27 protein-coding genes are annotated in these 24,569 nt (G+C 56.7%); 11 read left to right on the forward strand and 16 right to left on the reverse strand.

Annotated features, from left to right (window positions below; genetic code table 11):
- Positions 1-58: 58 nt before the first annotated feature.
- The 6 genes from ACM6HV_RS15745 (at position 59) to ACM6HV_RS15770 (ending at position 3,328) form a co-directional block, all read left to right on the forward strand.
- Positions 59-1,087 carry a DNA topoisomerase IB gene (locus ACM6HV_RS15745; protein WP_414904684.1) on the forward strand — a complete coding sequence of 343 codons (1,029 nt, stop codon included), beginning with the start codon at positions 59-61 and terminating at the stop codon, positions 1,085-1,087.
- Positions 1,088-1,276: 189 nt separating this feature from the next.
- Entirely contained in the window at positions 1,277-1,507 is a 231-nt protein-coding gene (locus ACM6HV_RS15750; protein WP_041064505.1) for a hypothetical protein, read from the forward strand.
- Positions 1,508-1,629: 122 nt separating this feature from the next.
- Positions 1,630-1,860 carry a hypothetical protein gene (locus ACM6HV_RS15755; protein ID WP_007964939.1) on the forward strand — a complete coding sequence of 77 codons (231 nt, stop codon included), beginning with the start codon at positions 1,630-1,632 and terminating at the stop codon, positions 1,858-1,860.
- A 106-nt stretch (positions 1,861-1,966) separates the two neighbouring features.
- Entirely contained in the window at positions 1,967-2,251 is a 285-nt protein-coding gene (locus ACM6HV_RS15760; RefSeq protein ID WP_414904685.1) for a hypothetical protein, read from the forward strand.
- 208 nt (positions 2,252-2,459) lie between these two features.
- Positions 2,460-2,966 (forward strand): peptide-methionine (S)-S-oxide reductase MsrA, encoded by a 507-nt coding sequence (gene msrA, locus ACM6HV_RS15765; RefSeq protein ID WP_414904686.1) that lies wholly within the window; start codon positions 2,460-2,462, stop codon positions 2,964-2,966.
- Positions 2,967-3,166: 200 nt separating this feature from the next.
- The gene (locus ACM6HV_RS15770; RefSeq protein ID WP_174376922.1) at positions 3,167-3,328 is read left to right on the forward strand and encodes a hypothetical protein; all 162 of its coding nucleotides are present in this window, start codon (positions 3,167-3,169) and stop codon (positions 3,326-3,328) included.
- 152 nt (positions 3,329-3,480) lie between these two features.
- Here ACM6HV_RS15770 and ACM6HV_RS15775 read toward each other — a convergent pair whose 3' ends face one another.
- Both ACM6HV_RS15775 and ACM6HV_RS15780 read right to left on the reverse strand, forming a co-directional pair.
- Entirely contained in the window at positions 3,481-3,921 is a 441-nt protein-coding gene (locus ACM6HV_RS15775; protein WP_222014494.1) for a hypothetical protein, read from the reverse strand.
- 682 nt (positions 3,922-4,603) lie between these two features.
- On the reverse strand, positions 4,604-5,353 hold the full coding sequence (locus ACM6HV_RS15780; RefSeq protein WP_414904687.1) for an NADPH-dependent F420 reductase: 750 nt from the start codon (positions 5,351-5,353) through the stop codon (positions 4,604-4,606).
- 109 nt (positions 5,354-5,462) lie between these two features.
- Here ACM6HV_RS15780 and ACM6HV_RS15785 point away from each other — a divergent pair, with 109 nt between their 5' ends.
- Entirely contained in the window at positions 5,463-5,825 is a 363-nt protein-coding gene (locus ACM6HV_RS15785; RefSeq protein WP_414904688.1) for a winged helix-turn-helix transcriptional regulator, read from the forward strand.
- A gap of 19 nt (positions 5,826-5,844) precedes the next feature.
- Here the strand turns inward: ACM6HV_RS15785 and ACM6HV_RS15790 are convergent, their stop codons facing one another.
- Entirely contained in the window at positions 5,845-6,063 is a 219-nt protein-coding gene (locus ACM6HV_RS15790) for a hypothetical protein (RefSeq protein WP_414904767.1), read from the reverse strand.
- A 673-nt stretch (positions 6,064-6,736) separates the two neighbouring features.
- Here ACM6HV_RS15790 and ACM6HV_RS15795 point away from each other — a divergent pair.
- Positions 6,737-7,720, forward strand: a complete 984-nt coding sequence (locus ACM6HV_RS15795) for an LLM class oxidoreductase (protein WP_414904689.1) — start codon at positions 6,737-6,739, stop codon at positions 7,718-7,720.
- 89 nt (positions 7,721-7,809) lie between these two features.
- On the opposite strand, the gene ACM6HV_RS15800 is transcribed toward ACM6HV_RS15795, so the two are convergent.
- From ACM6HV_RS15800 to ACM6HV_RS15830, 7 genes are all read right to left on the reverse strand, one after another.
- Complete coding sequence (locus tag ACM6HV_RS15800) at positions 7,810-8,112, reverse strand: putative quinol monooxygenase (RefSeq protein WP_414904690.1); 303 nt, start codon at positions 8,110-8,112, stop codon at positions 7,810-7,812.
- A 226-nt stretch (positions 8,113-8,338) separates the two neighbouring features.
- Complete coding sequence (locus tag ACM6HV_RS15805; RefSeq protein ID WP_414904691.1) at positions 8,339-9,439, reverse strand: low temperature requirement protein A; 1,101 nt, start codon at positions 9,437-9,439, stop codon at positions 8,339-8,341.
- A gap of 98 nt (positions 9,440-9,537) precedes the next feature.
- A complete protein-coding gene (locus tag ACM6HV_RS15810; RefSeq protein WP_103367061.1) occupies positions 9,538-10,077 on the reverse strand; it encodes a DsbA family protein in 540 nt (179 codons plus the stop codon).
- Between the two features lie 11 nt (positions 10,078-10,088).
- Positions 10,089-10,631 (reverse strand): redoxin domain-containing protein, encoded by a 543-nt coding sequence (locus tag ACM6HV_RS15815; protein WP_414904692.1) that lies wholly within the window; start codon positions 10,629-10,631, stop codon positions 10,089-10,091.
- Between the two features lie 514 nt (positions 10,632-11,145).
- Positions 11,146-13,386 (reverse strand): putative bifunctional diguanylate cyclase/phosphodiesterase, encoded by a 2,241-nt coding sequence (locus tag ACM6HV_RS15820; protein ID WP_414904693.1) that lies wholly within the window; start codon positions 13,384-13,386, stop codon positions 11,146-11,148.
- Between the two features lie 530 nt (positions 13,387-13,916).
- Positions 13,917-14,207 carry a hypothetical protein gene (locus ACM6HV_RS15825; protein WP_247842706.1) on the reverse strand — a complete coding sequence of 97 codons (291 nt, stop codon included), beginning with the start codon at positions 14,205-14,207 and terminating at the stop codon, positions 13,917-13,919.
- A gap of 218 nt (positions 14,208-14,425) precedes the next feature.
- Positions 14,426-14,857 (reverse strand): GFA family protein, encoded by a 432-nt coding sequence (locus ACM6HV_RS15830; RefSeq protein WP_047598473.1) that lies wholly within the window; start codon positions 14,855-14,857, stop codon positions 14,426-14,428.
- 104 nt (positions 14,858-14,961) lie between these two features.
- Here ACM6HV_RS15830 and ACM6HV_RS15835 point away from each other — a divergent pair, with 104 nt between their 5' ends.
- Together ACM6HV_RS15835 and ACM6HV_RS15840 are read left to right on the forward strand one after the other, a co-directional pair.
- The gene (locus ACM6HV_RS15835; RefSeq protein WP_145598488.1) at positions 14,962-15,852 is read left to right on the forward strand and encodes a LysR family transcriptional regulator; all 891 of its coding nucleotides are present in this window, start codon (positions 14,962-14,964) and stop codon (positions 15,850-15,852) included.
- 132 nt (positions 15,853-15,984) lie between these two features.
- Positions 15,985-16,674: a LysR substrate-binding domain-containing protein gene (locus ACM6HV_RS15840; protein WP_414904694.1), complete on the forward strand. Its 690-nt coding sequence runs from the start codon at positions 15,985-15,987 to the stop codon at positions 16,672-16,674.
- On the opposite strand, the gene ACM6HV_RS15845 is transcribed toward ACM6HV_RS15840, so the two are convergent.
- The gene (locus tag ACM6HV_RS15845; protein WP_145598486.1) at positions 16,671-17,066 is read right to left on the reverse strand and encodes a MerR family transcriptional regulator; all 396 of its coding nucleotides are present in this window, start codon (positions 17,064-17,066) and stop codon (positions 16,671-16,673) included. The genes ACM6HV_RS15840 and ACM6HV_RS15845 overlap by 4 nt on opposite strands.
- 72 nt (positions 17,067-17,138) lie before the next feature.
- Between ACM6HV_RS15845 and ACM6HV_RS15850 the strand changes: the two genes are divergently transcribed.
- Positions 17,139-18,113: an aldo/keto reductase gene (locus tag ACM6HV_RS15850; protein WP_414904695.1), complete on the forward strand. Its 975-nt coding sequence runs from the start codon at positions 17,139-17,141 to the stop codon at positions 18,111-18,113.
- 580 nt (positions 18,114-18,693) lie between these two features.
- Here the strand turns inward: ACM6HV_RS15850 and ACM6HV_RS15855 are convergent.
- The 5 genes from ACM6HV_RS15855 to ACM6HV_RS15875 are packed head-to-tail and all read right to left on the reverse strand — an operon-like array spanning position 18,694 to position 24,549.
- On the reverse strand, positions 18,694-19,878 hold the full coding sequence (locus tag ACM6HV_RS15855; protein ID WP_145598484.1) for an acetyl-CoA C-acyltransferase: 1,185 nt from the start codon (positions 19,876-19,878) through the stop codon (positions 18,694-18,696).
- Entirely contained in the window at positions 19,875-20,339 is a 465-nt protein-coding gene (locus tag ACM6HV_RS15860; RefSeq protein WP_145598483.1) for an acyl-CoA thioesterase, read from the reverse strand. Before ACM6HV_RS15860 ends, ACM6HV_RS15855 begins: the two co-directional genes overlap by 4 nt.
- Entirely contained in the window at positions 20,339-21,502 is a 1,164-nt protein-coding gene (locus ACM6HV_RS15865; RefSeq protein ID WP_145598482.1) for an iron-containing alcohol dehydrogenase, read from the reverse strand. The genes ACM6HV_RS15860 and ACM6HV_RS15865 overlap by 1 nt, the downstream gene beginning before the upstream one ends.
- Positions 21,503-21,538: 36 nt before the next feature.
- Positions 21,539-23,314: an acyl-CoA dehydrogenase C-terminal domain-containing protein gene (locus ACM6HV_RS15870; protein WP_414904696.1), complete on the reverse strand. Its 1,776-nt coding sequence runs from the start codon at positions 23,312-23,314 to the stop codon at positions 21,539-21,541.
- Entirely contained in the window at positions 23,311-24,549 is a 1,239-nt protein-coding gene (locus ACM6HV_RS15875) for a 3-hydroxyacyl-CoA dehydrogenase NAD-binding domain-containing protein (RefSeq protein ID WP_414904697.1), read from the reverse strand. Before ACM6HV_RS15875 ends, ACM6HV_RS15870 begins: the two co-directional genes overlap by 4 nt.
- Positions 24,550-24,569: the final 20 nt, after the last annotated feature.

The following is a 24,569-nucleotide window of genomic DNA, read 5'->3' on the forward strand; positions in this document are numbered from 1 at the left end:
CGACGGCCACGGCCCGCGGTCAATCGCTGTAACAGAGCGATTCGCCAAGGACACCGCCATGCCCGACACCGTACTAGCCGACGTCTTACCGCCCGACCTGCATTACGTCGACGACACCCAACCCGGCATCCGCCGCAAAAAGCTGCGTGGCAAATTCGCCTACTTCGATCCGGCCGGGCAGCGCATCAACGACCCCGATGAGATCAAACGGATCAACGCGCTGGCAGTACCGCCGGCCTATACCGACGTGTGGATCTGCGCCGATCCGCGGGGCCATTTGCAGGCCACTGGCCGCGATGCCCGGGGCCGCAAGCAGTATCGCTATCACCCGCGCTGGCGCGAGGTGCGCGACGCCGACAAGTACTCGCGCTTGCGTGAGTTCGGCCTGGCGCTGCCGAAGTTGCGCAAACAGCTCGAAACCCTGCTCGACGCACCAGGCTTCAGCCGCGACAAGGTCATGGCCACGGTCATCACGCTGCTCGACGCCACGCTGATTCGTGTCGGCAACACTCAATACGCGCGGGACAACCGCTCCTATGGCCTGACCACCCTGCGCAGCCGGCATGTCGAGGTCAACGGCAGCGCGATCCTGTTCCAGTTTCGCGGTAAAAGCGGCATTGAACACCAGATCACCGTCAAGGATCGTCGCCTGGCGCGCATCATTAAGCGCTGCCTGGAAATCCCGGGACAGAATCTGTTTCAGTATCTGGATGAAAATGGCGAGCGGCACACCGTCAGCTCCCACGACGTCAACAGCTACTTGCAAACCCTCACCGGTGCCGACTTCACCGCCAAGGATTACCGCACCTGGGCCGGCAGCGCGCTGGCCCTGGCGGTATTGCGCGAACTGCAATGGGAGTCGGAAGCCGAGGCGAAACGGCATGTGGTGGAGATGGTCAAGAGCGTGTCCAAACAGCTGGGCAACACCCCAGCCGTTTGCCGCAAGTGCTACATCCACCCGGCCGTGGTCGAGCGCTTCCTGCTCGGTGCCTTGGCCGAACTGCCACGCCCGAGGGTGCGCAAGGGCTTGCGCGCCGAGGAAGTGGCGCTGGCGATGTTTCTCGAGCAAATGATGGACGCGTCTTGATCGCGCTGGTAGCCGAACAATCAATCGCGGTTTCCCAGGTTCCAGAGTTTCTACAGGCGTTGAGGCCGACGCATCGCCTGGATTGGCGCGCCACCGAGTGGCTGCAACCGACGAACTGACTGGCTATTTTTTGCACGATCGGCCAAGGCTTCTATAGTTGATCTGACACCTATTTGCTGTGGTGACGCCATGGAAGACATCTTTGTCGTGAAGCGCTGCAACAAGATCATCATTCACGGCCGTCGCGCCGGGGAAAGTCAGCATGAACCTGCCGAATCCAGCAGCTGGTTTCGGATCAATGACACCCGAACCGGAGGCTTCATCGGTGATGGCTATGATCTTGAGGAAGATGCCCGGCGCGAATGCCAAAGGCTCAATGCGGCCAGCTCGCCGCGACCGGCGCGACAATCGGCCGGCTGATGCAATTGACAGGCGGGGTCTATACTCAAAACAGCTGACGGACCAGCGCCCCAACGGCAGAGAGCTCGCAGCCCGCGGGCTTTTTGCTGCCTCTCAACGGTTTGTCTGAACGGAGGTGCTCCATGTCCGAAAAAGAGTCCATCACCACCCTCCTCACCCTGCTTGACTCCCGTCAGGCGCGCCTGGCGGCGGCCTGCAAGGAAATTGCCGACTGGGTCGATCATCAAGGCGGCCATCCGACCGCCCTGCGCATACGTGATCGCCTGAACGACATCGAAAAAGATACGCCGCTGATTCGCAGTACGCTGTCTTCGTTGCAACCAGTCGAGCGGCCTCTGCCTCGTTTCAGATGACCGGATGGCAATAACGACAGTCTCAACGCGTACCGCCTGGCCGACCCGGCGAACACCCGCAGTCGTGGGAGGTCATAACCTGTACACGTCATCAGGAGACTGATCCATGGTTATCCATTTCAAAGTAGACGGGCACCTGGCTTGTGGTCACAAGGGCAACAACCTTGCCTCGAGCCAGGAACTCAATCGTGTCAAATGCCGCAGCTGCCGCAACACCGACGCCTACAAAAATGCGCGCAAAACCCAGCGCAATGCTGCTCGGCGCGCAGCGCGCCACACACAGGCTGATCACGGTGCATCGAACTGGCGCTCGGAATGGATCGCACGCTTGACCGCTCTGGCGGGTCCGCAACGCCTGCCACGGGGCTTTTTCGGGCAAGCGATTGTGTAACCGCTTGATATCTTGGTTTTCGTCCATCACTCAGCGCGAATTGCCACGAGTTCACCGCTCGAAACCATCAATGCCCTGACCTTATCGTCAGGGCATTTTATTGAAAACACCGTTTCGAGCAGCCCTTCACCCTGAGTCAAACTTGCAAATAGCCCACGCGCCCTCATAACCAGATCCGTATCCACCGTCACCGAGAGGCAAAAAGATCATGACCGGAAAGACCGAAACCGCGATTCTCGCCGGAGGCTGCTTCTGGGGCATGCAGGACCTGCTGCGACGCTATCCCGGCGTGCTGCAGACGCGAGTCGGCTACAGCGGTGGCGATGTGCCGAACGCCACCTATCGCAACCACGGCAACCATGCCGAGGCCATCGAAATCGTCTTCGACCCTGCCGTGATCAGCTACCGGCAAATTCTTGAGTTCTTTTTCCAGATCCACGATCCCAGCACACCCAACCGACAAGGCAACGATCTCGGCCCCAGTTATCGCTCGGCGATTTACTACCTTAACGAACAGCAACGCGACATTGCTGAAGACACCGCTGCCGACGTCGATGCATCCGGGCTGTGGCCGGGGTGCGTGGTCACTGAAATCGAACCGGCGGGCCCCTTCTGGGAAGCGGAACCCGAGCACCAGGACTATCTGGAGCGGATACCGAATGGTTACACCTGCCATTTCATCCGCCCGAACTGGAAGCTGCCGAAACGCAGCTGAAAACACACTTGCGTAATCACTTCACGCACGGCGCTGGCCTCAGCTGAGGCCGGCGCTTGCGCACCTCTGGAATTGATCATTTTGGTGAGCCCTCCGTAGCACAGTTCAAGCGCCCGAGGATGAACATACGTTCATCGCAAGCATGGCTCTAAGCGTCTAGCCTGCGGGTTCCAACATAGTGCCTACAGGAGTACCCCACCATGTTCTCGCACGAAAGCATTCCACTGATTGCCATTTTCACCATCATGCTGCTGTGCGTACTGGCTGCGTTTTTGCACCCGGTACATGCATTCTTCAGTTGGCTGCGCAGGCGCAAGGAACGATTAAACGCCCAGGCTGCAAAGGAGGTTGATTCGCGCTGAATGTATTCCCTAAACCGGCCCGGGTATGCCTGGGCTTGTTGTTTTCTGACTGAACAGCAGATACAAAAAAGCCCAGCACGGGGCTGGGCCTGATTGTTCTTCAACGTTAAAACATGCAGGCTTTTCAGCCACAAGAGTAGAACTCAAGTGACTTACGCAAGAGCCCTTTCGTGCTCGCTTTCATGCACGTAAACCCATGAAATTCCGGATGGCGAGGTCTGGTCGAGGCGCATAAGCGCCGAATCGACTTTCTTCTTGGTGATGCCGTCTTTGACAAGGTCGAAAACGGCCAGGAAGCAGTCCCCTGGAAGCGCTGTGATCGAGAGGTTAGTGATGTGCGATTCAGGGCTTCCAGCACGCTTGCCGTACAAACCCCAAAGTCGCTCCCAATAATCCGCTCGACTCATGATCTGTCCATCAGTGAGTACCACACGAAAGTCATTCGCCAACGCGTCGTACAGGGGTTTGATGGCGCCTTCCGACCGGGAAGACATACCGCGCGACCACGGAAAGAAGAGATTGTACCAACGGTACACCTCGGCTTCGACGAGAGCGGTTTTATCGGTTGCTGCGTGCACTTGATTGATTGCCATCGGTGTTCTCCTTAACACGTCAAAAATGGCGGGTTTGGCGTGACAGACTGGGGGTCTGAATGCCCATCGCCTGAACGATGCACCGCGCCTTGATCAAGATCCATCCTGATATCAACGCCATCGGGTCAAGCTCAAATGTTCACTCAATGACTTTTGATATCTTCGACCAAGCCACAAACGTAGACGCTCGCAGGATTGATTGCATCAAGAAGTGACCAACGGTCTTTGCAAACAGGAAGAAGAGGACATGGAAGAATTGACGACGAGCCATTTAAAAATGGTGCCCTGAAAACAAACAAGGGTCTGCATCAGCTTTCGCCCGCAAACCCTTGATTTAAGATGGTGCCCGAAGCCGGAATCGAACCGGCACGCCCTTACGAGCGGGGGATTTTAAGTCCATAAACTTTTACTTCTAATTCAGAAGCTTACGGCCAGCATTTTTCCGCATCACCGAAATTTTCTCTCCGTTCCAAGACAGTAAAACAAGCACGTAAAAATAAATTGCGGAAAGAAATCGGGCTGCATGATCACGCATTTTAAGACAACTCAGATGCACGTCAGTAGCCAGACAGCCAAGGAATGGTTGACCAGCCCTTGGGGGAACTGGTTTCCACTCTACCAAAAAAAGGCCCCCATACCAGGGCCAGTTGTGGGGGCCGATTGAACATAGGGCGAATTAAGACTAACGCGTGATCGGACTCAGCTGCCGATTCATCGCGACGATATCCGCATGGCTGGGATTACTTCCCAGTTTCGAAAAATTCTCTGCCATGCGATCTCGAATTTTGGGGGCCTCACCTTTGACTGCTGCATCCAGTGCTCTGCGCATATCACTGGCTTGGTAGTCGCAGCAGTAAGCCGGAGTGGACGGTTGCTGTCGCCACGACTGCTCAAGCGAGCCGGAGTTGACTGGATCAAAACCCGATTCGCTGACGAGTTCCATAACCATCCCAACAGCACGCTCATCGTCTCCCGCGACGGCCGCAGCCAGACGTCCCGGCGTACCTTCGGATTGACCAAGCTCAGCAAGCGTATAGGCCAACAGGTTGTTGTACGCCTTGATCACGGGTCTTCCAATTTGCTTGGAGACCCATACGCTTTCTGTCATGCCATTATCAATTTCCGGGATCTTGTCGTCTCGCAGACCGGGGTAGTAATTGCTTGTATCGACGACCGGGACTTCCAGCGGAACAGATGCGAACAAATCGCGAGGCAAATGAGTGACCGCTGGTAAAGGGATCGATAGAAAGATCACTGCCGTATCTCGTACAGCTCCAGAAACATCTGTAGGCACTGCTCCGATCTCATTGGCGAACGCACGAACCCCCTCGATACCTTTGGAGTTAGCCACCAGCACTTCGTGACCTGCTGCAATCATTTTTCGGGCAATCGTTCCGCCGATATTTCCGGTTCCAATAATTCCAATTTTCATGGTCTCTCACTCACAAATAGGCGCAAATAGGCGCAAATAGGCAGCCACCTTAGGCCAACGGTGAGATAATGGTAAGTACACACCAAAAGGTAAGTAACGAACCAAAACTATGACTAATGAACGCGAATGGGACTGTGGCGACCCAAAAAATAGAGTGAGATGGGCTGAGGCAACAATGGAGACCCTCCGGGTGCTGGAGGGAAAATGGAAGATCATCATCCTTTGCCAGCTCTTCGCCGCAAAAGGGCCTTTGCGCTTTTCTGACCTGGAAAAGCTCATCGAGGGCATTAATCAGAAAATGCTTATTCAGCAGCTCAAGCAGTTGGTGAAGGACGGCATTGTGGTGCGCACTGTATATCCAGAGGTGCCGCCGAAGGTGGAATACGAATTGACGGCTGATGGATACGCGCTAGGGCCATCCATGCAGGCTCTTGTCGCATGGGCGTTGGACAGGCACGAGCGAGTAAAGTAGAAGCGCCGATACTTCCTGTCTAAGACCGTCTAAGTGGAGTAATCGCATCTGCCAGCGCTTTGGCGTTAGTGTCCAAAGTCTTCATGGCCATGACTGCATTTTCGGAAGCAGTCACTGCCTCATTCTCTGAAAGCCATCTGGTGAACTCTTCTATTGCCGCACCCAAGGCGTGCTGGTTGTGCAGAAGGAATGTCAAAGCGTCTGCCGTTGCGATGTTGGATTCTGAGTTATTCGGCATGGATTCGTCCTTGATTGAGGCGCCTGCAAAGACTAGTCCATTGCAGCCGAACCACGCTAAATCAATCAATCGCGACGCTCTGTTTTCCGCACCAAAGTAGCGCACCAGTCCCATCTCAGTCCCATATGGCCTTCTTTCAGACGCCAAAAACCAAAAACCTCGACTTTCTCTAGGAAAATCAGTGGTTTAGGCTTACTGAATATGGCAGTGAAGGAGAGATTCGAACTCCAAACCACTAGCGACTATCGATATTCATCGGGACACCTTGGCAATGGCGGCTTTCGGCCAATAGCGGCCGTTCTGGAATGGCAGGAAACGACCGATAACTGCCTTCGATACGCGACTTTCGCCCGCCAGCGGCTCGATTGTAAGAATATGGCGGAGAGCTGCAAAACCGCCTACGCTTATAGAATGATTCCTCGAACGCCTTGCCCATCTGGTGGTATAGAGCCGAGAGATCTGACTTCCTTTGACCGTCCGCTTAACACCCACCCGGACCAACCCGCGCCTATCGCCAGCAACTGCCCCCTGAGTCCGGTCCACACGACCAGCAGTACGGCGCAACGGGTAAAAGCCAGACCCAGTCCCCCCACCTGCCGTTCAAAAGCGACCGATGCCGCAGCACCTCTGGAAACGGGGGCGCTGTTCACGTTCTGCCATGAGGTCAATCCGTATGTATCGGCCGAGCACGACTCCTTACCAGCAGCATCGAGGGTTCAGCCGAACCTTCACTCAGGGGCATTTGAGCCTTGGATTATTCTTTCCCATGGAGGCGTTCGACGGGGACACTCCGAACATGCTCAACCAGGTCACACTGGCTAAACAAGCCGAGGCGCTGGGCTTCTGCGCGCTCTGGTTTCGCGACGTGCCGCTTCGCGACCCTGGCTTCGGCGATGTCGGCCAAGTCTTCGACCCTTGGGTTTACCTGGGTTATATGGCCGCCCATACCTCGGAGATTGCACTTGGCACCGCCTCCATCGCCATCCCGCTGCACCATCCCCTGCACACGGCCAAGGCGTCAGCCAGCGTCGATCAGTTGAGCACTGGTCGCTTGATTCTGGGGGTTGCTTCGGGAGATCGGCCAGTGGAGTTCTCGGCGTTTGGCGTCGATCCCGAAAGGCGTGGAGAGATCTTTCGAGAACACTACGAAGTGATTCGCCGCGCCCACAGCACCAGTTTTGAGCTCATCCACTGGAGCACTGGTGAAATGCAAGGCGCAGACCTGATTCCGAAACCTACCACCCAATTCATTCCAATGCTCGTGACCGGCAACAGTCACCAGTCACTGGATTGGATCGCGCGTGAGAGCAACGGATGGATCAACTATCCACGCATTCCGAACATGCAGCGGCTGGTCGTGGAAGATTGGCGACTGGAGGTCACGAAACAATGTGGTTCTGTGTATAAGCCCTTTACTCAGTCGCTGTACATCGATCTCGATGAGAATCCGTCAACGCCACCCACACGTATCCATTTGGGGTTCAGACTTGGACGTTACCATCTACGATTTTTGCTGGAGTCGCTTGAGGAAATCGGCGTGGACCACGTCATTCTCAATCTCAAATACGGCAAGCGCCCTGCGGTGGAAGTTATTGAGGAATTGGGTACGCACATCGTTGCGCAGTTCGGAGTGCAGCCGCGTTCGGCAGCGCATTGAATATCGGTCACTGCTACGCCGACGGATGCTCACTTGACGAAGCCATCGTGAGCCTCCCCGAACTGAATGGAACTTCCTGTTGGATTTGCTTAACCGGGCAGCTTGGCCGCAAGGACGTCAACCTTCTCGATTGATGGCGGTTCGGCAAACAGCTCGGGAGCGTTTGCCATAAGCGCCGCCGCGACCTTGCCCGAAAGATGAGCCTGCCGGCCCGCTTCATCCGGGAATGCGTCAAAGATGCCAAAGGTGGACGGCCCCAAGCGGATTCCAAACCAGGCTGTAGTGGCTGGCTCCTCCTCCACTAAAGGAAGGCCGCTCAAGAGAAAGCGCTCCACCTCATTCTCTTTCCCAGGTTTTGCTTCCAGACGAACGAACAACGCTACTTTGACCATGACGTGGCTCCTGTTGTTACGGTGCGGCTGGTGCTATCTGGTCGCAATAGCTAAAAGGGGCATCCGGCGATTAACTATGGTCGACGACACCAGGATTACAAACCCAAAGAGACCAAGGGTAGCGTCGCATGTCGCTCGGACACTGAGAATGACGTAGTGGGCAACGTGCAAGCCGCAGACCAGCCGCTTGATCACTTTTCCCGAGCTGTGGCCTGATAATAAAGACTCAACGATATCTGAAATTCAGGAGAACATAACAGATCATGGTTACTGTCAGGCCGACCAATATGTACTCGACACGCGGTAGAAATATAACTGACCCACCTAAAGAAAGCACGATCAAGGTGTTTTGCAGTATGTATTTCCTTATTCGACTCACGGCTATGAAATAGCCATATTGCTTCCCCAGGAAAAACAATGCCATGCCGATGATCGACATGATCTGGAAATCGCGCATCGCAATGTCATTCAGGATCGCATGCCTGATCAAATTTGCTAGGAGTGCCAGCCCCATAAAAAGAAAAAGGTGCGAGTAGATCAAGGCGTGTCCACTCATACTGCTGTGATTTTTGCTCAGCAGGTAAAAGCTATCAAAATAGATCCACCAGATACTGCAAATCATGATGAATCCGGTGATGGCCGCCATCACATTGTAATAACCCCATTGAATGTTAGATAAGCCTCCGGAAAGGCTAATAATTGACTCCCCCAATAAGATTAGGGTGAGTAGGCCTATGCGCTCAACCAAGTGTTCTGTGTGTGCTGGCAACGGCTTTAGTTTAGTCCAGAAAAATACAGGAAACAGAATATCAAGAACAATCCCAATATAAGCAACAAGGTAACGCAAGGGCGGGTCAAAAATAACCGATGAGAGACTAATGACTGCGCTAATTAACAGGGCGAAGCCGAGCCTGGAGGAGAGCTCGCCGCGAGAATCGAATTTACTTATTGACGAAATGTACATGATGCTGATGATGGCACGTATGCCAAAATAGCAGGCAATAATAAACGGGTAGTTTACTTCCAGATCTTCCCCGATCCGTGCCGATAGCACAATGAGCAGGAGCATTATGAATAATGTTGCCAAACGGTGAAGATTGCTGTCTGTATCAAACCTGTTGGAGTAAATCGTGTGACTGGACCAGATCCACCACAACGGTACAAAAAGCAGCAAGAATGTCCATAATTGCTTATGTTCAAAGTGCCCGCCATGAACATGTCCGAGAGTGTGCGTAACCTGGCCTATCGTCACAACGAAAGTCAGGTCAAAAAACAACTCCAACCATGTGGCGTGTCGATTTTTTTCATAATACTTCAAAGATTTCATTAGCTGCCGGCTCCGTGTACACCTCTTTAATGTAGAAGGAAGCTAACGCTGGTTTGCCCTCGGCTCTGGTGTGGTTGATGCCGGGCCGATGTCGCAATCTAGCGATTTCGTCCGCGCACTAACAGAAGCTCAATCATCTGACTCATCTCGTTGAACTCTGGGACCCCGTCATAGCGAAGCCCGTCAATGTAAAACGCTGGGGTGCCATTCACGCCGCTGCGTACACCGCCATTGAAATCGGCTTGTATTTTGGGAATGTAAGTATCCTCTTGCATTGCAAGATCGAATTCCTCCCTGGAAAGGCCGTGTTTGAGAACGATGGCGCGATACAGCGGCAGGCCCAATCGATCCTGATTTTCGTACAATTCGTCGTGGGCCTCCCAGAAGAATCCTCGACTCCCGGCATACTCAGCGGTGACCGCTGCACCCAATGCATGGGGGTGAGCGGTGGTCAGAGGGAAGTTGCGGAACACAAACAGCAAGTCATCGCGAAAATGCTGTTGCAGATTCTTGACCATCCAATAAGCTTCACCGCAATAGGGACATTCATAGTCGCCAAATTCGACCAAGGTGACCTTGGCATGCGCACTTCCCTGGCGATGGTCGTTGGCACTTACCGGGACTTTGAGAGTGGCCATCTAATCACCTGTTAATTTTTGGTGGGCGTGCTTTGTGGCGAATTCGCCAAAGCATCCAGCGCATCCAGAATACCGTCCGCACCAGGGTTGATTGCCATCGGGGAGACGTAGCTCCAGGCAACCACCCCGTCCTTGTCAATCACGAACAGCGCACGCTTACAAACCCCGAGCTGGGACTCGTACGCTCCATACTGTCGTGCCACAGCCCCTTTGGGCTCGAAATCGGCCAGCAGGCTGAAGTGAAAATTCCGATCTTTGGCAAAGGCCTGATGACACCAGGCGCTGTCAACCGAGATACCCAGTAGCGCCGCACCGTATTCTCTGAATGTGGGTAGCAACTGGTTGTACAAGGTCAGTTGGTCACCACACACCGAAGTCCAGTCAGCGGGATAAAACGCCAATATCACGGGATTTCCCTTTAGCTCACGCAGCGATAACTGTTGATCAGGGGTTGCGTGAAGAGTGAAGTCGGGCGCGAGAGTGCCGGCCGGCAGCGGACCCTGAACCAGGTCGCCATTGGTTTTTTGTGCATCATCTAACTCTGAAGTATTCATTGCTTGAACCTTGATAGATGGGTGGTTGGGACGTGCTCAGTGGGATACGACGTGCCCGGCGGGATAACTCCATCCACCATCAAGGGGTTCAAATAAAGACAACGCTGCCTCGATCTCAGCCTGAGCCTGAGTAATTTCGGCAGCGAAACGTTTACGTTCCGCATCAAGGAACACAAGAAGATCCGCCGTGTAATCGCGGAATTGGATTAGGCCAGGTTGGCAGGGGAATGGTCGGATTCGCTCTGGCTCACCAATGACTATAGTCGTTGATGACGCTTACCGTAGTAACTGAACGAATTTTCGGTACCCTCCAGTGCCAACAACAGTCACGCGCTTAATGCGTCCACGGCCAGGCGTGTTGAGCAGAGCTTGGGTCTAAAGCGCTCAGTTTCCCAAACGCTTCTGGACCCGGCAAAAGATCTGAAGCGCTCAACAGGAACGCTCCAGGACCGAAGTGGCAACTGAAGTGTGGTTCAGGGCAACCGGACTCGTTCGAATCTGAAGATTCGCCTTTTCAAACTTCGGAACAGACAAGATCGGGCGTCAGGGACCGGGACGCGCGAAGGCTTAGGAAAGCTTCGAGGTCCGCATAGGGCATCGGTTTAGCAAAGTAATACCCCTGAAAAACATCGCAGCGACCGCCCTTGAGAAAATCCACTTGAGACTTGGTTTCCACACCCTCGGCGACCACCGTCAGGCTGAGGTGATGGGCCATGGAAATAATGCCTTGGGTGATCGCGGCATCGTGATGGTCGGTAGCGATATCCCGGATGAAAGAACGGTCAATCTTGATCTTGTCGATGGGTAAGCGCTTGAGGTAGCTGAGGCTGGAATAACCGGTGCCGAAATCATCGAGCGCAATGCGTACACCTAGAGCCTTGAGCTGGTGCAACGTGTCGATCGCCTGCTCAACGTTATGCAACAGGAGCGACTCGGTAATCTCCAGTTCCAACTGCCCGGCGCTAAGTTCGTACCTGTTCAGCACTGCCTGTATACACTCGACGAACTGCCCACGCTGGAAATGCATCGGCGAAATATTCACGGCCATCGAGATGCCTGTGATGCCCTGCTCGCCCAGTTGACGCAACTGCGCGCAGGCCGTATCGAGTACCCAAAGGCTCAGCGGGATGATCTGACCACTGTCTTCAGCCACTGTTACAAACACCGCTGGTGAGATAAATCCTTTTTCCGGATGCTCCCAGCGCAGCAAGGCTTCGATCCCGACCACCTGCCCCGTGCGTGCGTCTATCTGCGGTTGATAATGCAGCTGGAAGGATTGAGTTTCGATAGCCTTTTGCAAGTCATTGCGCAGGCTCGCGTGCTCGCAAACACGTTGATTGAGCTCGCTGGTGTACCACTGAAAGTTGTTGCGCCCTTGCTGCTTGGCTTTGTACATGGCCATGTCAGCCTGCTGGATCAGTTGCATCGGCTGCTCAATGTGACCATCGCTCAGGGTGATGCCGACACTTGCACTCACATGCAGGTCAATGCCCTGGATGCAGTAGGGTCTGGCAATGCTGGCCATCAAGCGCTCGGCGACTGGCACTGCGTCCTCGTCACATAGCAGGTCCGGCAGCAGCACAATGAATTCGTCACCGCCCATGCGCACGATGGTGTCACCGGGACGAACTTGCTGAGTCATGCGTTGCGACACTTCGATCAGCACCTGATCGCCGAAGTAATGCCCGATCGAATCGTTGATGGATTTGAATCCATCCAGATCAATGCACATTACCGCCAGACGCCGATTACGCCGACGACTGATGTGGCAATCCCGAACAAGTCGCTCTTCAAGCGAAACACGGTTAAGCAAACCGGTCAGCCGGTCATGGCTGGCATTGAAGCTCAATTCGCGTTCGAAATTTTTCTGTGCGCTGATGTCCCGGGCAATGCCGAATACTCCCACAATCTCTCCGTTGACCATGATGGGCAGGTTGGAGATATCCATGGTCAACAGTTGCTCACTTTCGTCGCGAAGCTGTGCCTCGAAGCGCTGAGGCGATCCGGCACGGGCTGCGCAAAAATGCTGACTGACCCGTTGCAGATCCTCATCGAGTACAAGATGGGAAAAATGATGACCAATGAAATTGACGGCCGTCTGCGGTTTCAGCTTCAGGCCCGCAGGATTGACGCTCTGGACGTTGCCGGCCAGATCGAGGGCGAACACCGGGTTGGGGTTATAGGTGAACAATGAACGAAAACGTTGTTCGCTCTCCTCCAATCGCCGACCGTCACGCTCATGACGGATCGCAATGACTGCCAGTTGCGCGGCAAACACCAGCTGTTGAATCTGCACCTCGTCCGGCGCATGGATACTCTTTTGGTACAGGGCAAATGTCCCCAACACCGTTCCTTCATGGGAGAGCAAAGGGACTGACCAGCAGGAACGCAGGTCATGCCCCAGCGCCAGGCTGCGGAAACGTTCCCAGTTCGGGTCCCGTGCGATGTCTTCGGTGACTACAAGCTCGCGCCGGAACGCTGCTGTGCCGCAGGTCCCTTCCTGCGGACCAATGGCCATTCCATCTATCGCCTCGCTGTACTCGGCCGGCAGGCCTGGTGCCGCGCCGTTGAGTAAGTGCTTGCCCTCTGCATCCGCCAGCAGGATAGAGCAGTAGGTTTCGGGAGTCTGTGTGTCGAGCATCTGGCAGATGGCGCAGAGTACATCGCCCAGATGCTGATCGGTCGCGATCATGCCGAGAATATCACGTTGCGATTGGGGGAAGGTCTTGCTCTGAAAGCTTGGACGAGTATTCATGGTGATTCCTGAAGACTCTCGATTCGTCCGGTCTTCAGAGAGCCAGAAACAGCAGCGGGCCGATCACTGTCCCCTTGTGCGTCGGATATACACTCTATAGAGCGTTGCCCCGTTAAAAACAGACTCAGATCTAACAAAAAAAGCAGGATCACATTGTTGCCGTCTGGCTGACTTCGCTGTCTCGAGTTTTGGAAATCCGCCCTTTTACGGACGTTCACGACACCGCAGGTGGCCAGATCGAACGCTGCGATTTTCAAGCCTGATTGTTCACCCGTGGCTACGGCGTGGGCGATGCCAAGACGACGCCGCACCCTAGCGATTTCGTCCGTGCCCTACAGACCGCTCTACTGGAGTCCCGTCATACTGCCTATGGCCGAAAGCAGTCATTTGTGGACGGCAGCTATCGGCCAATAGCTGCCGCTCACGAACGGCGGCTTTCGGCCAGAAGCAGCCGCTCATTGATAACCGTTTCCAACATGGTGGTTGTCTACATGCGTGCGGACTGACATTAACCAAGCGCCATGAAATGACTAGAGCTTCGATGCCTGAATGGCTGCTTCAAGCAATGGTCCTGTGATTTTTCTTTCGTTGTAATCACCGACGAAGTAATTGATTCGATTAGCCAGGCACTGAATGGATAACCAGCCCAGGCCGTGGTAGTCACGCAACTCCTCGGCGTTCAGCTTGATCAGACATTCGTAACTTACGAAAGACGCTTCACATTCGACGAGAATATAAACAGCGCCGTCCTCCGCTTTGAGAAGATGCCAGTAGTCGTCCGTTATGTGGTATGCCGCAGGTGCGATCTGAACCAAATCCATGTTTTTTTCCGCAGGTTATTTTCGATTTCTGACCATGACATGGCTGCGAATGAACGATTCTACATGGTTGTTTCTTGCCGGAAACGGCCGCTCACGGCCGGCCGCTTCCGGCCAAAAGCAGCCGCTCGGGAGCGTGGTCTTTCGACCAAAAGCAGACATAGTCAACTTCACAAGCAGCCTAGCGGATGGCTACATTACTGACGAAGAAACAGGATCTATTACCCTAGTGCGGCGGCAAATGCTTCGGGCGTCGGGCTCTCATCCCATTGCGCGACAGTCCCCGACAGCACCAGCCATGGTTGCTTGCGCTTTGTCCAAATATGCGCAATCGGTTCGAAACCTTCAGAGCCTGCCAAGATGCCGGCCCGCAACACGCGCATGTCGGGCGCTGCCGTGGTCTCGTTGAACAACCGAGTGTGACAGGTACCGCAGGCGTGTTGGGTGGACGATTGAGCATGGTGTTCATGTTCAAAGGTCGCTGTTTCGCCCGTCACCTGAACAGCTGAAGCTGCTGTCAGCATGTGCAGACCGAACGCACTGCCACTCCAACGCTGGCAGTTCAAACAGTGGCAGGCATACAGTGGCGGGAACTGCTCAGCTACGATCTCAATGGTGACTTTCCCACATCGGCACTGCCCGGTGAATCTCATGTGTTGGCTCCTTATAATGACACCCGGAAAAATGTGGGCGAATGATCCCTTTTCACGGGCTCGGGCAGAAGAGCAAATTAGGAGCAACAGTTGGTTAAGAATGTATGAGCGGCATTGAATGGGAAAGTCAGCGTGTATTTCTCGCCGTGCTGCGCTCTGGCAGCCTAAGCGGCGCGGCGAAGTTGCTTGGTATCGCCCAGGCCACGGCGCGCCGACGCCTCGACCATCTAGAACACGCTCTCGGTGTGAGTCTATTCACCCGCACACCTCTTGGTCTGACGCCTACTGGCGGAGCACAACGTCTGATTGAACATGTGGAGGCCATGGATCTGGCCGCGCAGACTTTCAACCGCATGGCCAGCTCAGAAGCGTCGATGGATCACGGTACGATTCGGCTGACCTGTGGCGAGTTGCTTGGCGTCCAAGTCCTACCCGATCTGCTCCGTTCTTTCCATTACGACCACCCGGGGCTCAGACTCGAATTGAGCATAGGCGATGCCCTTGAAGACATCGCCAGGCTGCAATCGGATATTGCAGTGCGGCTCACGCGGCCCAATGAAGCTGATATCACTGTGCGGCGTCTTGGCAGTTTGCAGATTGGCATTTATGCCAGTGCCGGGTGCTTGGAGCACTACGGTACTCCCGCTAATTTGCTAGCGTTGCGTCAGCGGCCGATGATCGGACCGGACAGGCGCTTAGCAGATTTGCGTCGGTTGGTCGACGCAGGTCTGTGTGATGCAGACCAGCATTTCACCATCGCCTCTGATAATCACCTTGCTCAGCTGGCAGCTCTGAAAGCCGGCCTAGGCTTCGGACTATGCCCAACGCAAATAGCAAGATCCCACGGCTTGTTACATGTGCTGCCACTCGACTTTGGCTTCGAGGTCGATGTGTGGATCGCAATGCATAACGACCTGCGCAAAATTAACAAGTTCGTTCAGGCTTATGAGGTGCTTGGAGAACATTTGCATCAGTATCTGTGCTTGGTCGATTAGTAGTAAGCGTGGCACCCCTTGGTTAGCCTCAACGGCAGCTATCGGCCAGAAACAGACGGTTAAAGCAAATTGGCGGGCCATTTTGCACCCGCTCGGTAACAGTGAAAAACTATTTGCCCATCTGTGGATGTCATGGACAACGCCGCCCGCGCGTTCAACCGACGCGCCAGCACGGGCGCTGACAGCGTGCGCATCACCAGCAGTGAGCTTCTGGGTGTGGAAGTGCTGCCGCCGCTGTTGGCGGGCGTGCGCCAGGCGTTACCGCAGTTGCGCCTTGAGCTGAGCATCAGTGATCGTCTGGAGGCTCTTGCGCGGCAACAGTCGGATATCGCCGTGCGCCTGCAGCGCCCCTCCGAGGCCAATGTTGTCACCCGTCGGGTGGGCGCATTGCGGGTGGGCCTTTACGCGACCCCGGCATGCATCAAGTGCCATGGCTTGCCGCCCTCGCTGGTCGCGCTGAAGGACATGCCGGTGATTGGCCCGGACCGCCGTCTGGCCGACCACCGCCGTCTGGTGCAAGAAGGTGCGTTCACAGCGGAGCAAACCTTCCTCATTTGTAGCGATAGCCACCTGGCGCAGTACGCCGCGTTGCGTGCTGGCCTGGGTTTCGGCCTGTGTCCGCAACAGCTGGCTGAGCCGGCGGGCCTGGTTCAGGTACTGGCGGGCGAGGTGGAAATGGAAGTTGATATATGGATTGCCATGCACCATGACCTGCGCCGGGTAAAGCGTGCGGCGACCGTGTTCGATGTGCTGTCGGGGCCGCTGGAAGACTTCCTTGCCGGCGCCGTGCGACAGCCGCCACGCCCGGTGCATTCGCCTTAGCACGGTAGCTCGGCAAACTGCGGTGCATCGTCGGGCTGCCCATTTTCGATCCACTCCACCTTGCCTCGCAGAAACACCAAAGCCGCGTCGATGGCCGTGCGTTTTTCTTCCAGGCGGGCAATCTGCTGGTTGAGGACTTCGCAGGTTCGCGCCGCCGAGCGTGCGCTGTCGCGGTATTCGGCTTGCAGCTCAGCGATCTCGCGCAAGGAATAACCCAGTGATTGCTGCAGGCGAATCATGCGGGCGGTGGTGAGGTCGGTAGCGGAAAACCGCTGGTAAGTATTTTCCCCAACCTGTTGCCCCCGTATTGGTGCCAGCAAGCCCTTTTTGATGTAGAACCGGATGGTTTCGACGGGCAAGCCTGAGGCCCTGGAAAATTGAGAAATCAGCATGCTTGGGCTCCTTGACCCTGGAGTAAGGTCCGGTGTTAGAACGTCACCTCCAAACTGTGGGGGTAACCAATGATGCCTGCTGTTATTGCGATGACGCACCTGGGAAATTGGGGGCCGCTGGTCGGCGTGCAAGGGCTGGGTTGCATGGGCATGAGCGAGTTCTATGGGGCAACGGACGAGGCGCAGGCGCAGTCCACGCTCGAGCGCGCCTTGGAACTGGGGATCAACCTGTTCGACACCGCCGACATGTACGGCTGTGGTGCCAACGAAAAACTGTTGGCGACCTTTATCAATAAACACCGTGATCAGGCGGTGGTGGCCACCAAGTTCGGCTATGTGCGCAGTACCGCCAACCCGGATGACTGGAGCCTGAGTAACGAGCCCCATTACATCCGTGCAGCCGTTGACCGTTCGCTGCAGCGCCTTGGCCTCGACTGCATCGACCTGTATTACATGCATCGCCGCGTCAGCGATGTACCACTGGCTGACTCTGTAGGGGCGATGTCTGACCTGGTTGCCGAAGGCAAAGTGCGCTGGTTGGGTTTGAGTGAAGTCAGCGCCGAGGAACTACGCGCCGCCCACGCGGTGCATCCGATTACGGCCTTGCAGTCTGAGTGGTCGCTGTTTACCCGCCAACTAGAAAACTCGGTCATTGCGGCGGCCTCCGAACTTGGCGTGGCCCTCGTACCCTACGCACCGCTGGGCCGGGGCCTGCTCACCAGCAGCACGTTCGCCAACGGCTTATCCGAGCAGGACTCACGACTGAACTTCCCACGCTTTACAGCGGCGAACCAAACGACCAACCAGGCGCTGGTCGAACAGGTGGAGCGACTGGCGGCACAGCGTGGCATCACTGCCGCGCAACTGGCCCTGGCCTGGCTTTACAGTCGAGCGGAACAACTGCACGTTACTGCGGTGCCGATTCCCGGCACGCGCAGCCGTCATCGTCTTGAGCAAAATGCGGCTGCCTCGGGCATGCGATTGAGTGCGGCGGATATGCAGTTGCTGGATTCGATTGCGACCCACGTACAAGGCGTGGCTATTTAGGCAGTCAATACTGAAGCGCGGCAGGTGACCAGAGGGTCTCTAATTCCCCCTAACTCCAAAGAAGCTGCTTTTTCAGTATTCAAAGTCTGCACATGCAAGCGACCGCTTCTGGCCGTTAGCGGCCGTTCTGAGGAACTTTGCACGCAATCAAAGCGGAAAACTGCGGCTCATAACTCATTGAAATTAGTCGAATTATTAAAGGACTTGAAAACCGTCGACTGTAACAGGTCCATGAGTTCGAATCCCATCGCCTCCGCCATCTTATATACGACAAAGCCCTGATTATTCAGGGCTTTGTCGTATCTGGGGTTTGCTGATCAGGCCCGGGCATCTCTGGACCATTTCCGCATCTTTCGAGCCATTTCCGCAACCCTACCCTTCCATCCGCCCTGCTTCTGTCAATATCAATTGCCCGACAGATTTGAAGCAATTTGATTTGTGAAAACATAATGGCAATGACTGCCAAATACAGAATTTGGCCGCCTCCCCCTCCTGCTCGACTCTACATAACGGATTGTCATGCCTGAGCCACTACATATCTCCTGATCAGGGCAATCCGGACGAATATAACAGCGCCTGTTTATAACACCTCGAACAACCCTGCCGCGCCCATTCCGCCCCCCACGCACATCGTCACTACGACGAACTTCACCCCGCGTCGTTTTCCTTCCAGCAACGCGTGCCCAACCATGCGCGCTCCACTCATGCCATAGGGATGCCCGATCGAGATAGCGCCGCCGTTGACGTTCAGCTTCGCCGGATCGATCCCGAGCCGCGACGCGCAGTACAGCACCTGGCAAGCGAACGCTTCGTTAAGCTCCCACAAGCCGATATCGTCGACGGTCAAACCGTGCTGACGCAGCAATTTGGGCACCGCCAAAACCGGTCCGATGCCCATTTCTTCCGGCGCCAGCCCGGCGACCGCAATGCCGCGATAAAGTCCTAACGGAGCGCTGCGCAAACGCGCCGCCAAGCCACCTTCAAGCAATACGCACGCACTGGCGCCGTCAGACAATTGGCTGGCATTGCCAGCGGTGACACTGCCGCCTTCGATCACTGGTTTGAGGCCTTGCAGATCCGCCAAGACGGTAGCGGGCCGATTGCCCTCATCCTGGGTGAGCGTGACCTGCACGTGGCTGACCGCACCGTCCTCCTGGTTTACGATCTTTTTGCGTGCTGTGACCGCGACGATTTCATCGGCAAACAGGCCGGCGGCCTGGGCCGCCGCCGTGCGCTGCTGAGACTGCAACGCATAGGCGTCTTGCACCTCGCGACTGATACCGTACCGCGCGGCCACCCGCTCGGCGGTTTGCAACATCGGCATGTAGGCATGCTCGTTCATGCGCAGCACAGCGTCGTCGTATGCCTCGCTCGCCAGGCGATTGTGGGCCGATTGCACAAGGCTGATCTGCTCCTGACCGGCGCCGATGGTCACCTGCATGCCGTCCACGATGATTTGCTTGGCGGCGATGGCAATTGCCATGAGGCCTGATGCGCATTGGCGGTCGACGGTCTGCCCACTCACCGACACCGGCAGACCGGCCGCCAGCGCCGACAGACGCGCGGGGTTGATCGCTGCAGTGCCGCTTTGCATGGCCGTGCCCAGCACCAAGTCTTCTATCTGGTCCGGCTCGATGCCGGCACGTTCGACTGCTGCGCGAATGGCGATTGCCGTCATGCTGGGTGACTTGAAATCATTGAATGCGCCGCGCATGGCCTTGGCAATCGGCGTGCGAGCGGTGGAAACAATCACAGCATCTTTCATGGTTCAAGATCCTTGGTCGTGGAAGCGGGCAAGTTGCAAATCAGTTCCCCTAACACCACGCGCAACCGTTCGGGAATCGGTACCGGGCAGCGTTCGATCCGATCGACAAAAACATGCACGAAACGCCCGGTGGCGCTGGCCAGTGCCTGCCCTTCGGGAAACACCGCAAGTTGATAATGCACGGAGCTGCGGCCCAGTTTGCTTACCGCGAGCGCGACCTCGATGCGCTCTGGAAAAGCGACCGGAGCGTGGTAATCGCAGCTGGAACTGACCACCAACCCGATCACCGGACCGTCATGGATATCCAGCCCGCCCTTGCCGATCAATACGTTGTTCACGGCACTGTCAAAGAAACTGTAATAGACGACGTTGTTCACGTGCCCATACACATCGTTGTCGTGCCAACGGGTCGTGATCGAGGTGAAGTGTGAGTAGTTGGCGCGCTCTCGGATGTCGGTCATCAATAGGCCGCCTCATAGATCGCCAGCGCATCGGCTTCGCTGAGGGCGCGCGGGTTGTTCACCAACAGCCGCTGTTGTTGCATCGCGTCTTGGGCCAGTTGGCCCAGGCTTTCTCTGGGCACGCCGGCATCGCGCAGCGTGTTCGGCAATCCGCAACGGGCGCCCAGTTGCGCCAACTCGCAGACAAATTGCTCGCTGCGGCTCTCGCGATCGCCCGCCTGCAGCCTAGCTCCCAGCAAGGGCGAAGCCAGTTCGGCGTAGTCGGTCAGCGCATCGGGCAGGTTGAAGCGCATTACATGCGGCAGCACCAGCGCATTCGCCAGGCCATGGGGAATGTGAAAATGTCCACCCAGCGGATACGCCAGCGCATGCACCGCCGCCACTGGCGCGTTGGCAAATGCCTGACCGGCGAGGCACGCCCCGAGCAGCATTGCCTGCCGCACGGGTAGATTTCCGCCGTTGTATACAGCCTGTTCAAGATTGTCAGCCAACAGGCGCAGCGCCTCTCGCGCCAACAGGCTCGACAGTGGATTACGCTTGAGTTTGCTGGTGTAGGCCTCGATCGCATGCACCATGGCATCGATGCCCGTGGCTGCCGTGACGGCTGGCGGCAGACCTAGCGTACAAACCGCGTCGAGGACGGCAAGATCCGGCAGCAGCAAGGGCGAGACGATCCCCATTTTGGTGGTCTCACCGGTTGTCACAATCGCGATGGGTGTCACCTCCGAGCCGGTCCCTGCGGTGGTCGGCACCTGGATCAACGGCAGGCGCGGCCCCTTGGCCTTGTCGATACCGTACAATTCGCTGATCGGCTGGCCGCATGCGGGATGTGCGAGCAGAGCGACCAGCTTGGCCACGTCCATCGAACTGCCACCGCCGAAGCCAACGATCATGTCGGCACCAATATGCCGTGCGCGGTCCACGGCGGCGAGCACACAGTTCTGGCTCGGATCCGCCGTCACGTCACTGAAGATCGCCACACCAACTCTCGCGAGGGTGAAAGCGGGCAAAACGTCATCAAGCATGCCAAGACGGGCGATGCCGGGGTCGGTGATGATCAGGATACGCCGCGCACCACGCTCGCGGCACAGGCTCGCGAGGCGTTGCGCCGCGCCGCTTTCGCAAAGAATCTGCGCAGTAGTGGCAAAGCTGAAAGGCTGCATGTCAGCGACTCCCTGTTCTTGGTAATACGTCTGCGGTCAGCAACTGAAGTCACTCGACGCCATCGCCATCAAGCAGCTCGCACCGCCCAGCAGCGCTTCACGGTGCGCACTTGCACGGGGCAATACGCGGCGCCAGTAAAAGTCAGCGGTATGCAGCTTGGCCTGATAAAAAGCCTCATCGTCGGTACTTGCGGCCAGCGCTTCATGGGCGCGCACGGCTGCCTGCATCCATAAACCGGCCAGCAGGACGTAGGCCGAGTACGCGAGGAAATCCACGGAAACCGCGCCGATCTCCTGCGGATCGCGCTGGCAGGTCTCGATAACGCTAATGCTCAGCGCTCGCCATTCTTCGAGGCGCTGACTGATCGCTGCGGCCATTTCGTTCATTGATGGGTAAGCGCCGGCGGTGTCTGCGTGCTGTACCAATTCGTTGATCAGTGCGTGCAATTCGGCGCCGCCATCGCTGATCAATTTACGCCGGATCAGGTCCAGTGCCTGGATGCCATTGGTGCCTTCATAGAGCTGGGTAATGCGACTGTCACGCATCAGTTGTTCCATGCCCCATTCGCGAATGTAGCCATGCCCGCCAAACAGCTGCACGCCGAGGCTGGCGACTTCCTGGCCGACATCAGTGAAGAACCCTTTGACGATAGGGATCAGGAGCGCGGCGCGGCGCATGGCGGCTCGACGAACGTCCGGTTCTGCTGCTGCGTGTTCCAGATCGAGTTGTCGCGCGGTATACGCACCCAACATCCGGCAACCTTCAGTGAGGGCCTTTTGGGTCAGCAACATGCGCCGCACATCGGGATGAACGATGATCGGGTCGGCAGCCTTTTCCGGTGCCACTGCGCCGGCCAGCGAACGCGACTGCAACCGTTCGCGGGCGTAAGCCAGGCCCCCTTGAAAAGCCGCTTCCGCAATGCCCAGGCCCTGCAAACCGACCTGGAATCGCGCGTCGTTCATCATGGTGAACATGCACGCCAAGCCTTGATTTGGCTCGCCGACCAACCAGCCCTGAGCACCGTCGAAATTCATGACGCAAGTCGAAGCACCCTTGATGCCCATCTTGTGTTCCAGGGCGCCGCAGCTCAGCGTGTTGCGCTGGCCGTCGGGGAGGATTTTGGGCACCAGAAACAGGCTGATACCTTTCACACCCGCCGGCCCATCAGGCAGACGCGCGAGGACCAGATGAATGATGTTGTCGGTCAGATCGTGCTCACCGCCGCTGATGAAAATCTTGCTGCCGTTGATGCGATAGCCACCATCGGTCTGGGGCTGCGCGCGGGTGCGCAGTAACGCCAGGTCGGTTCCGGCCTGTGGCTCGGTCAGGCACATGGTGCCGGTCCATTCGCCGCTGACCATTTTGCCCAGCCAGGCGTGTTTGAGTGCGTCACTGCCATGGCAATGCACGGCCAGCACCGCGCCTTCGGTCAGGCCGGAATAAATCCGGAACGACAGCGAGGCCGCCATCAGCATTTCATGCACGCAGGCCGAGACCATTTGCGGCAATCCCTGGCCACCGTACTCTGTCGGCCCGCTCATGCTTGCCCAACCGTTGTCAACGTACTGGCGATAGGCATCGCGGAACCCGTCGGGCGTGCGGACCTCAGTGCCGATCAGTTGACAGCCTTGCTCGTCACTGTTGCGGTTGAGTGGTGCAATGACTTGGCCGGTAAAGCGTCCGGCCTCTTCAAGAATGCCGTCAAGCGTGTCGCGGTCGAGCTCCACGCCCAGCTGTTCGCAGTGGCCCACTACGTCGAACAACTCGTGCAATACGAAACGCATATCGCGCAAAGGGGCTTGATAATTCATACCGCGCCCTCCACGACATCGGCGAAACGTTTGCCGCTGTCCTTCAATCGCTGGAGCAGACCGGCTGGGCGCCAGTGCTCGCCGAACATGCCCTGCAAGTGTTCAAGCCCGGCGACCATCTGGCTTATGCCCTGCTCATCCGCCCAGCGCATTGGCCCTCCGGTTTGCGCAGGAAATCCATAGCCGTTGAGCCAGACCTGATCGATGTCGTGGCTGCTGGCAGCAATCCCTTCTTCGAGAATTTTTGCCCCTTCATTGACCAGCGCGAGGAGGCAGCGCTGAAGAATTTCCTGCGCGTCGATTTCACGGCGACGATAGCCCAGGCCCTGAGACACCTCGAGCACCAGGTTATCGACCAGCGGATCATGCTCGGCTACATGGCTGCCTGCTGCATAGCGGTAATAACCCTGGCCGGTCTTCTGGCCGAGACGGCCGAGATCGCACAAGGCGTTGTCGATCCTGACCAAGGGATCATCCATGCCCTGCCCTGCCAATTGTCGGGCGCGCCATTCCAGATCAATGCCGACCACGTCATACATGCGGAATGGACCCATGGCAAAGCCGAATTGCTGTAACGCGTCGTCCACCTGCTGCGGCATCGCTCCTTCAAGGAGCAGTTTGCGCGCTTCGGCCACGTAGCTGCGCAGCATCCGGTTGCCAATGAAACCGGGGCAGTTGCCCGCCACCACCGCCACCTTGCCAGCGCGCTGAGCGAGTAATAGCGCGGCGTCCAGCACTTCGCGGCCCGTGGCGTTGCCGCGGACGATTTCCAACAGCTTCATGATGTGCGCCGGGCTGAAAAAATGCAGACCCAGCACCTGTTGTGCACGTTTGGTCACTGCGGCGATGGCGTCGATGTCCAGTGCCGAAGTGTTGCTGGCCAGGATCGCCTGCGGTTTGAGGTGCGAATCCAGCGCGCGGAAGATTTCCTGCTTCAGCTCCAGGCTTTCATACACCGCTTCGATGACCAGATCCGCCTCAGCGAGGTCAGCGTAACTTTGCACAGGACGTACCCGCGCCAGATGGGCGTCTGCCTCCTCCTGAGTGATCCGCTGTTTGCCAACCTGCTGTGCCCAGGTCTGTTCAATCATGGTCAAACCAGCATCCAGTGTCGGGGCGTTGCTTTCCAGCCATAGCACTGGGTATCCGGCGCTGGCCAGGCTGATGACAATGCCTCGGCCCATGGTGCCAGCGCCGATCACGGCGACCTGCTGAATATCGAAAGGGGTGCTCACACGCGGCGCTCCTGCATCGG

It is taken from the genome of Pseudomonas sp. IT-P260, assembly GCF_949768395.1.
GTDB lineage: Bacteria > Pseudomonadota > Gammaproteobacteria > Pseudomonadales > Pseudomonadaceae > Aquipseudomonas > Aquipseudomonas parakoreensis.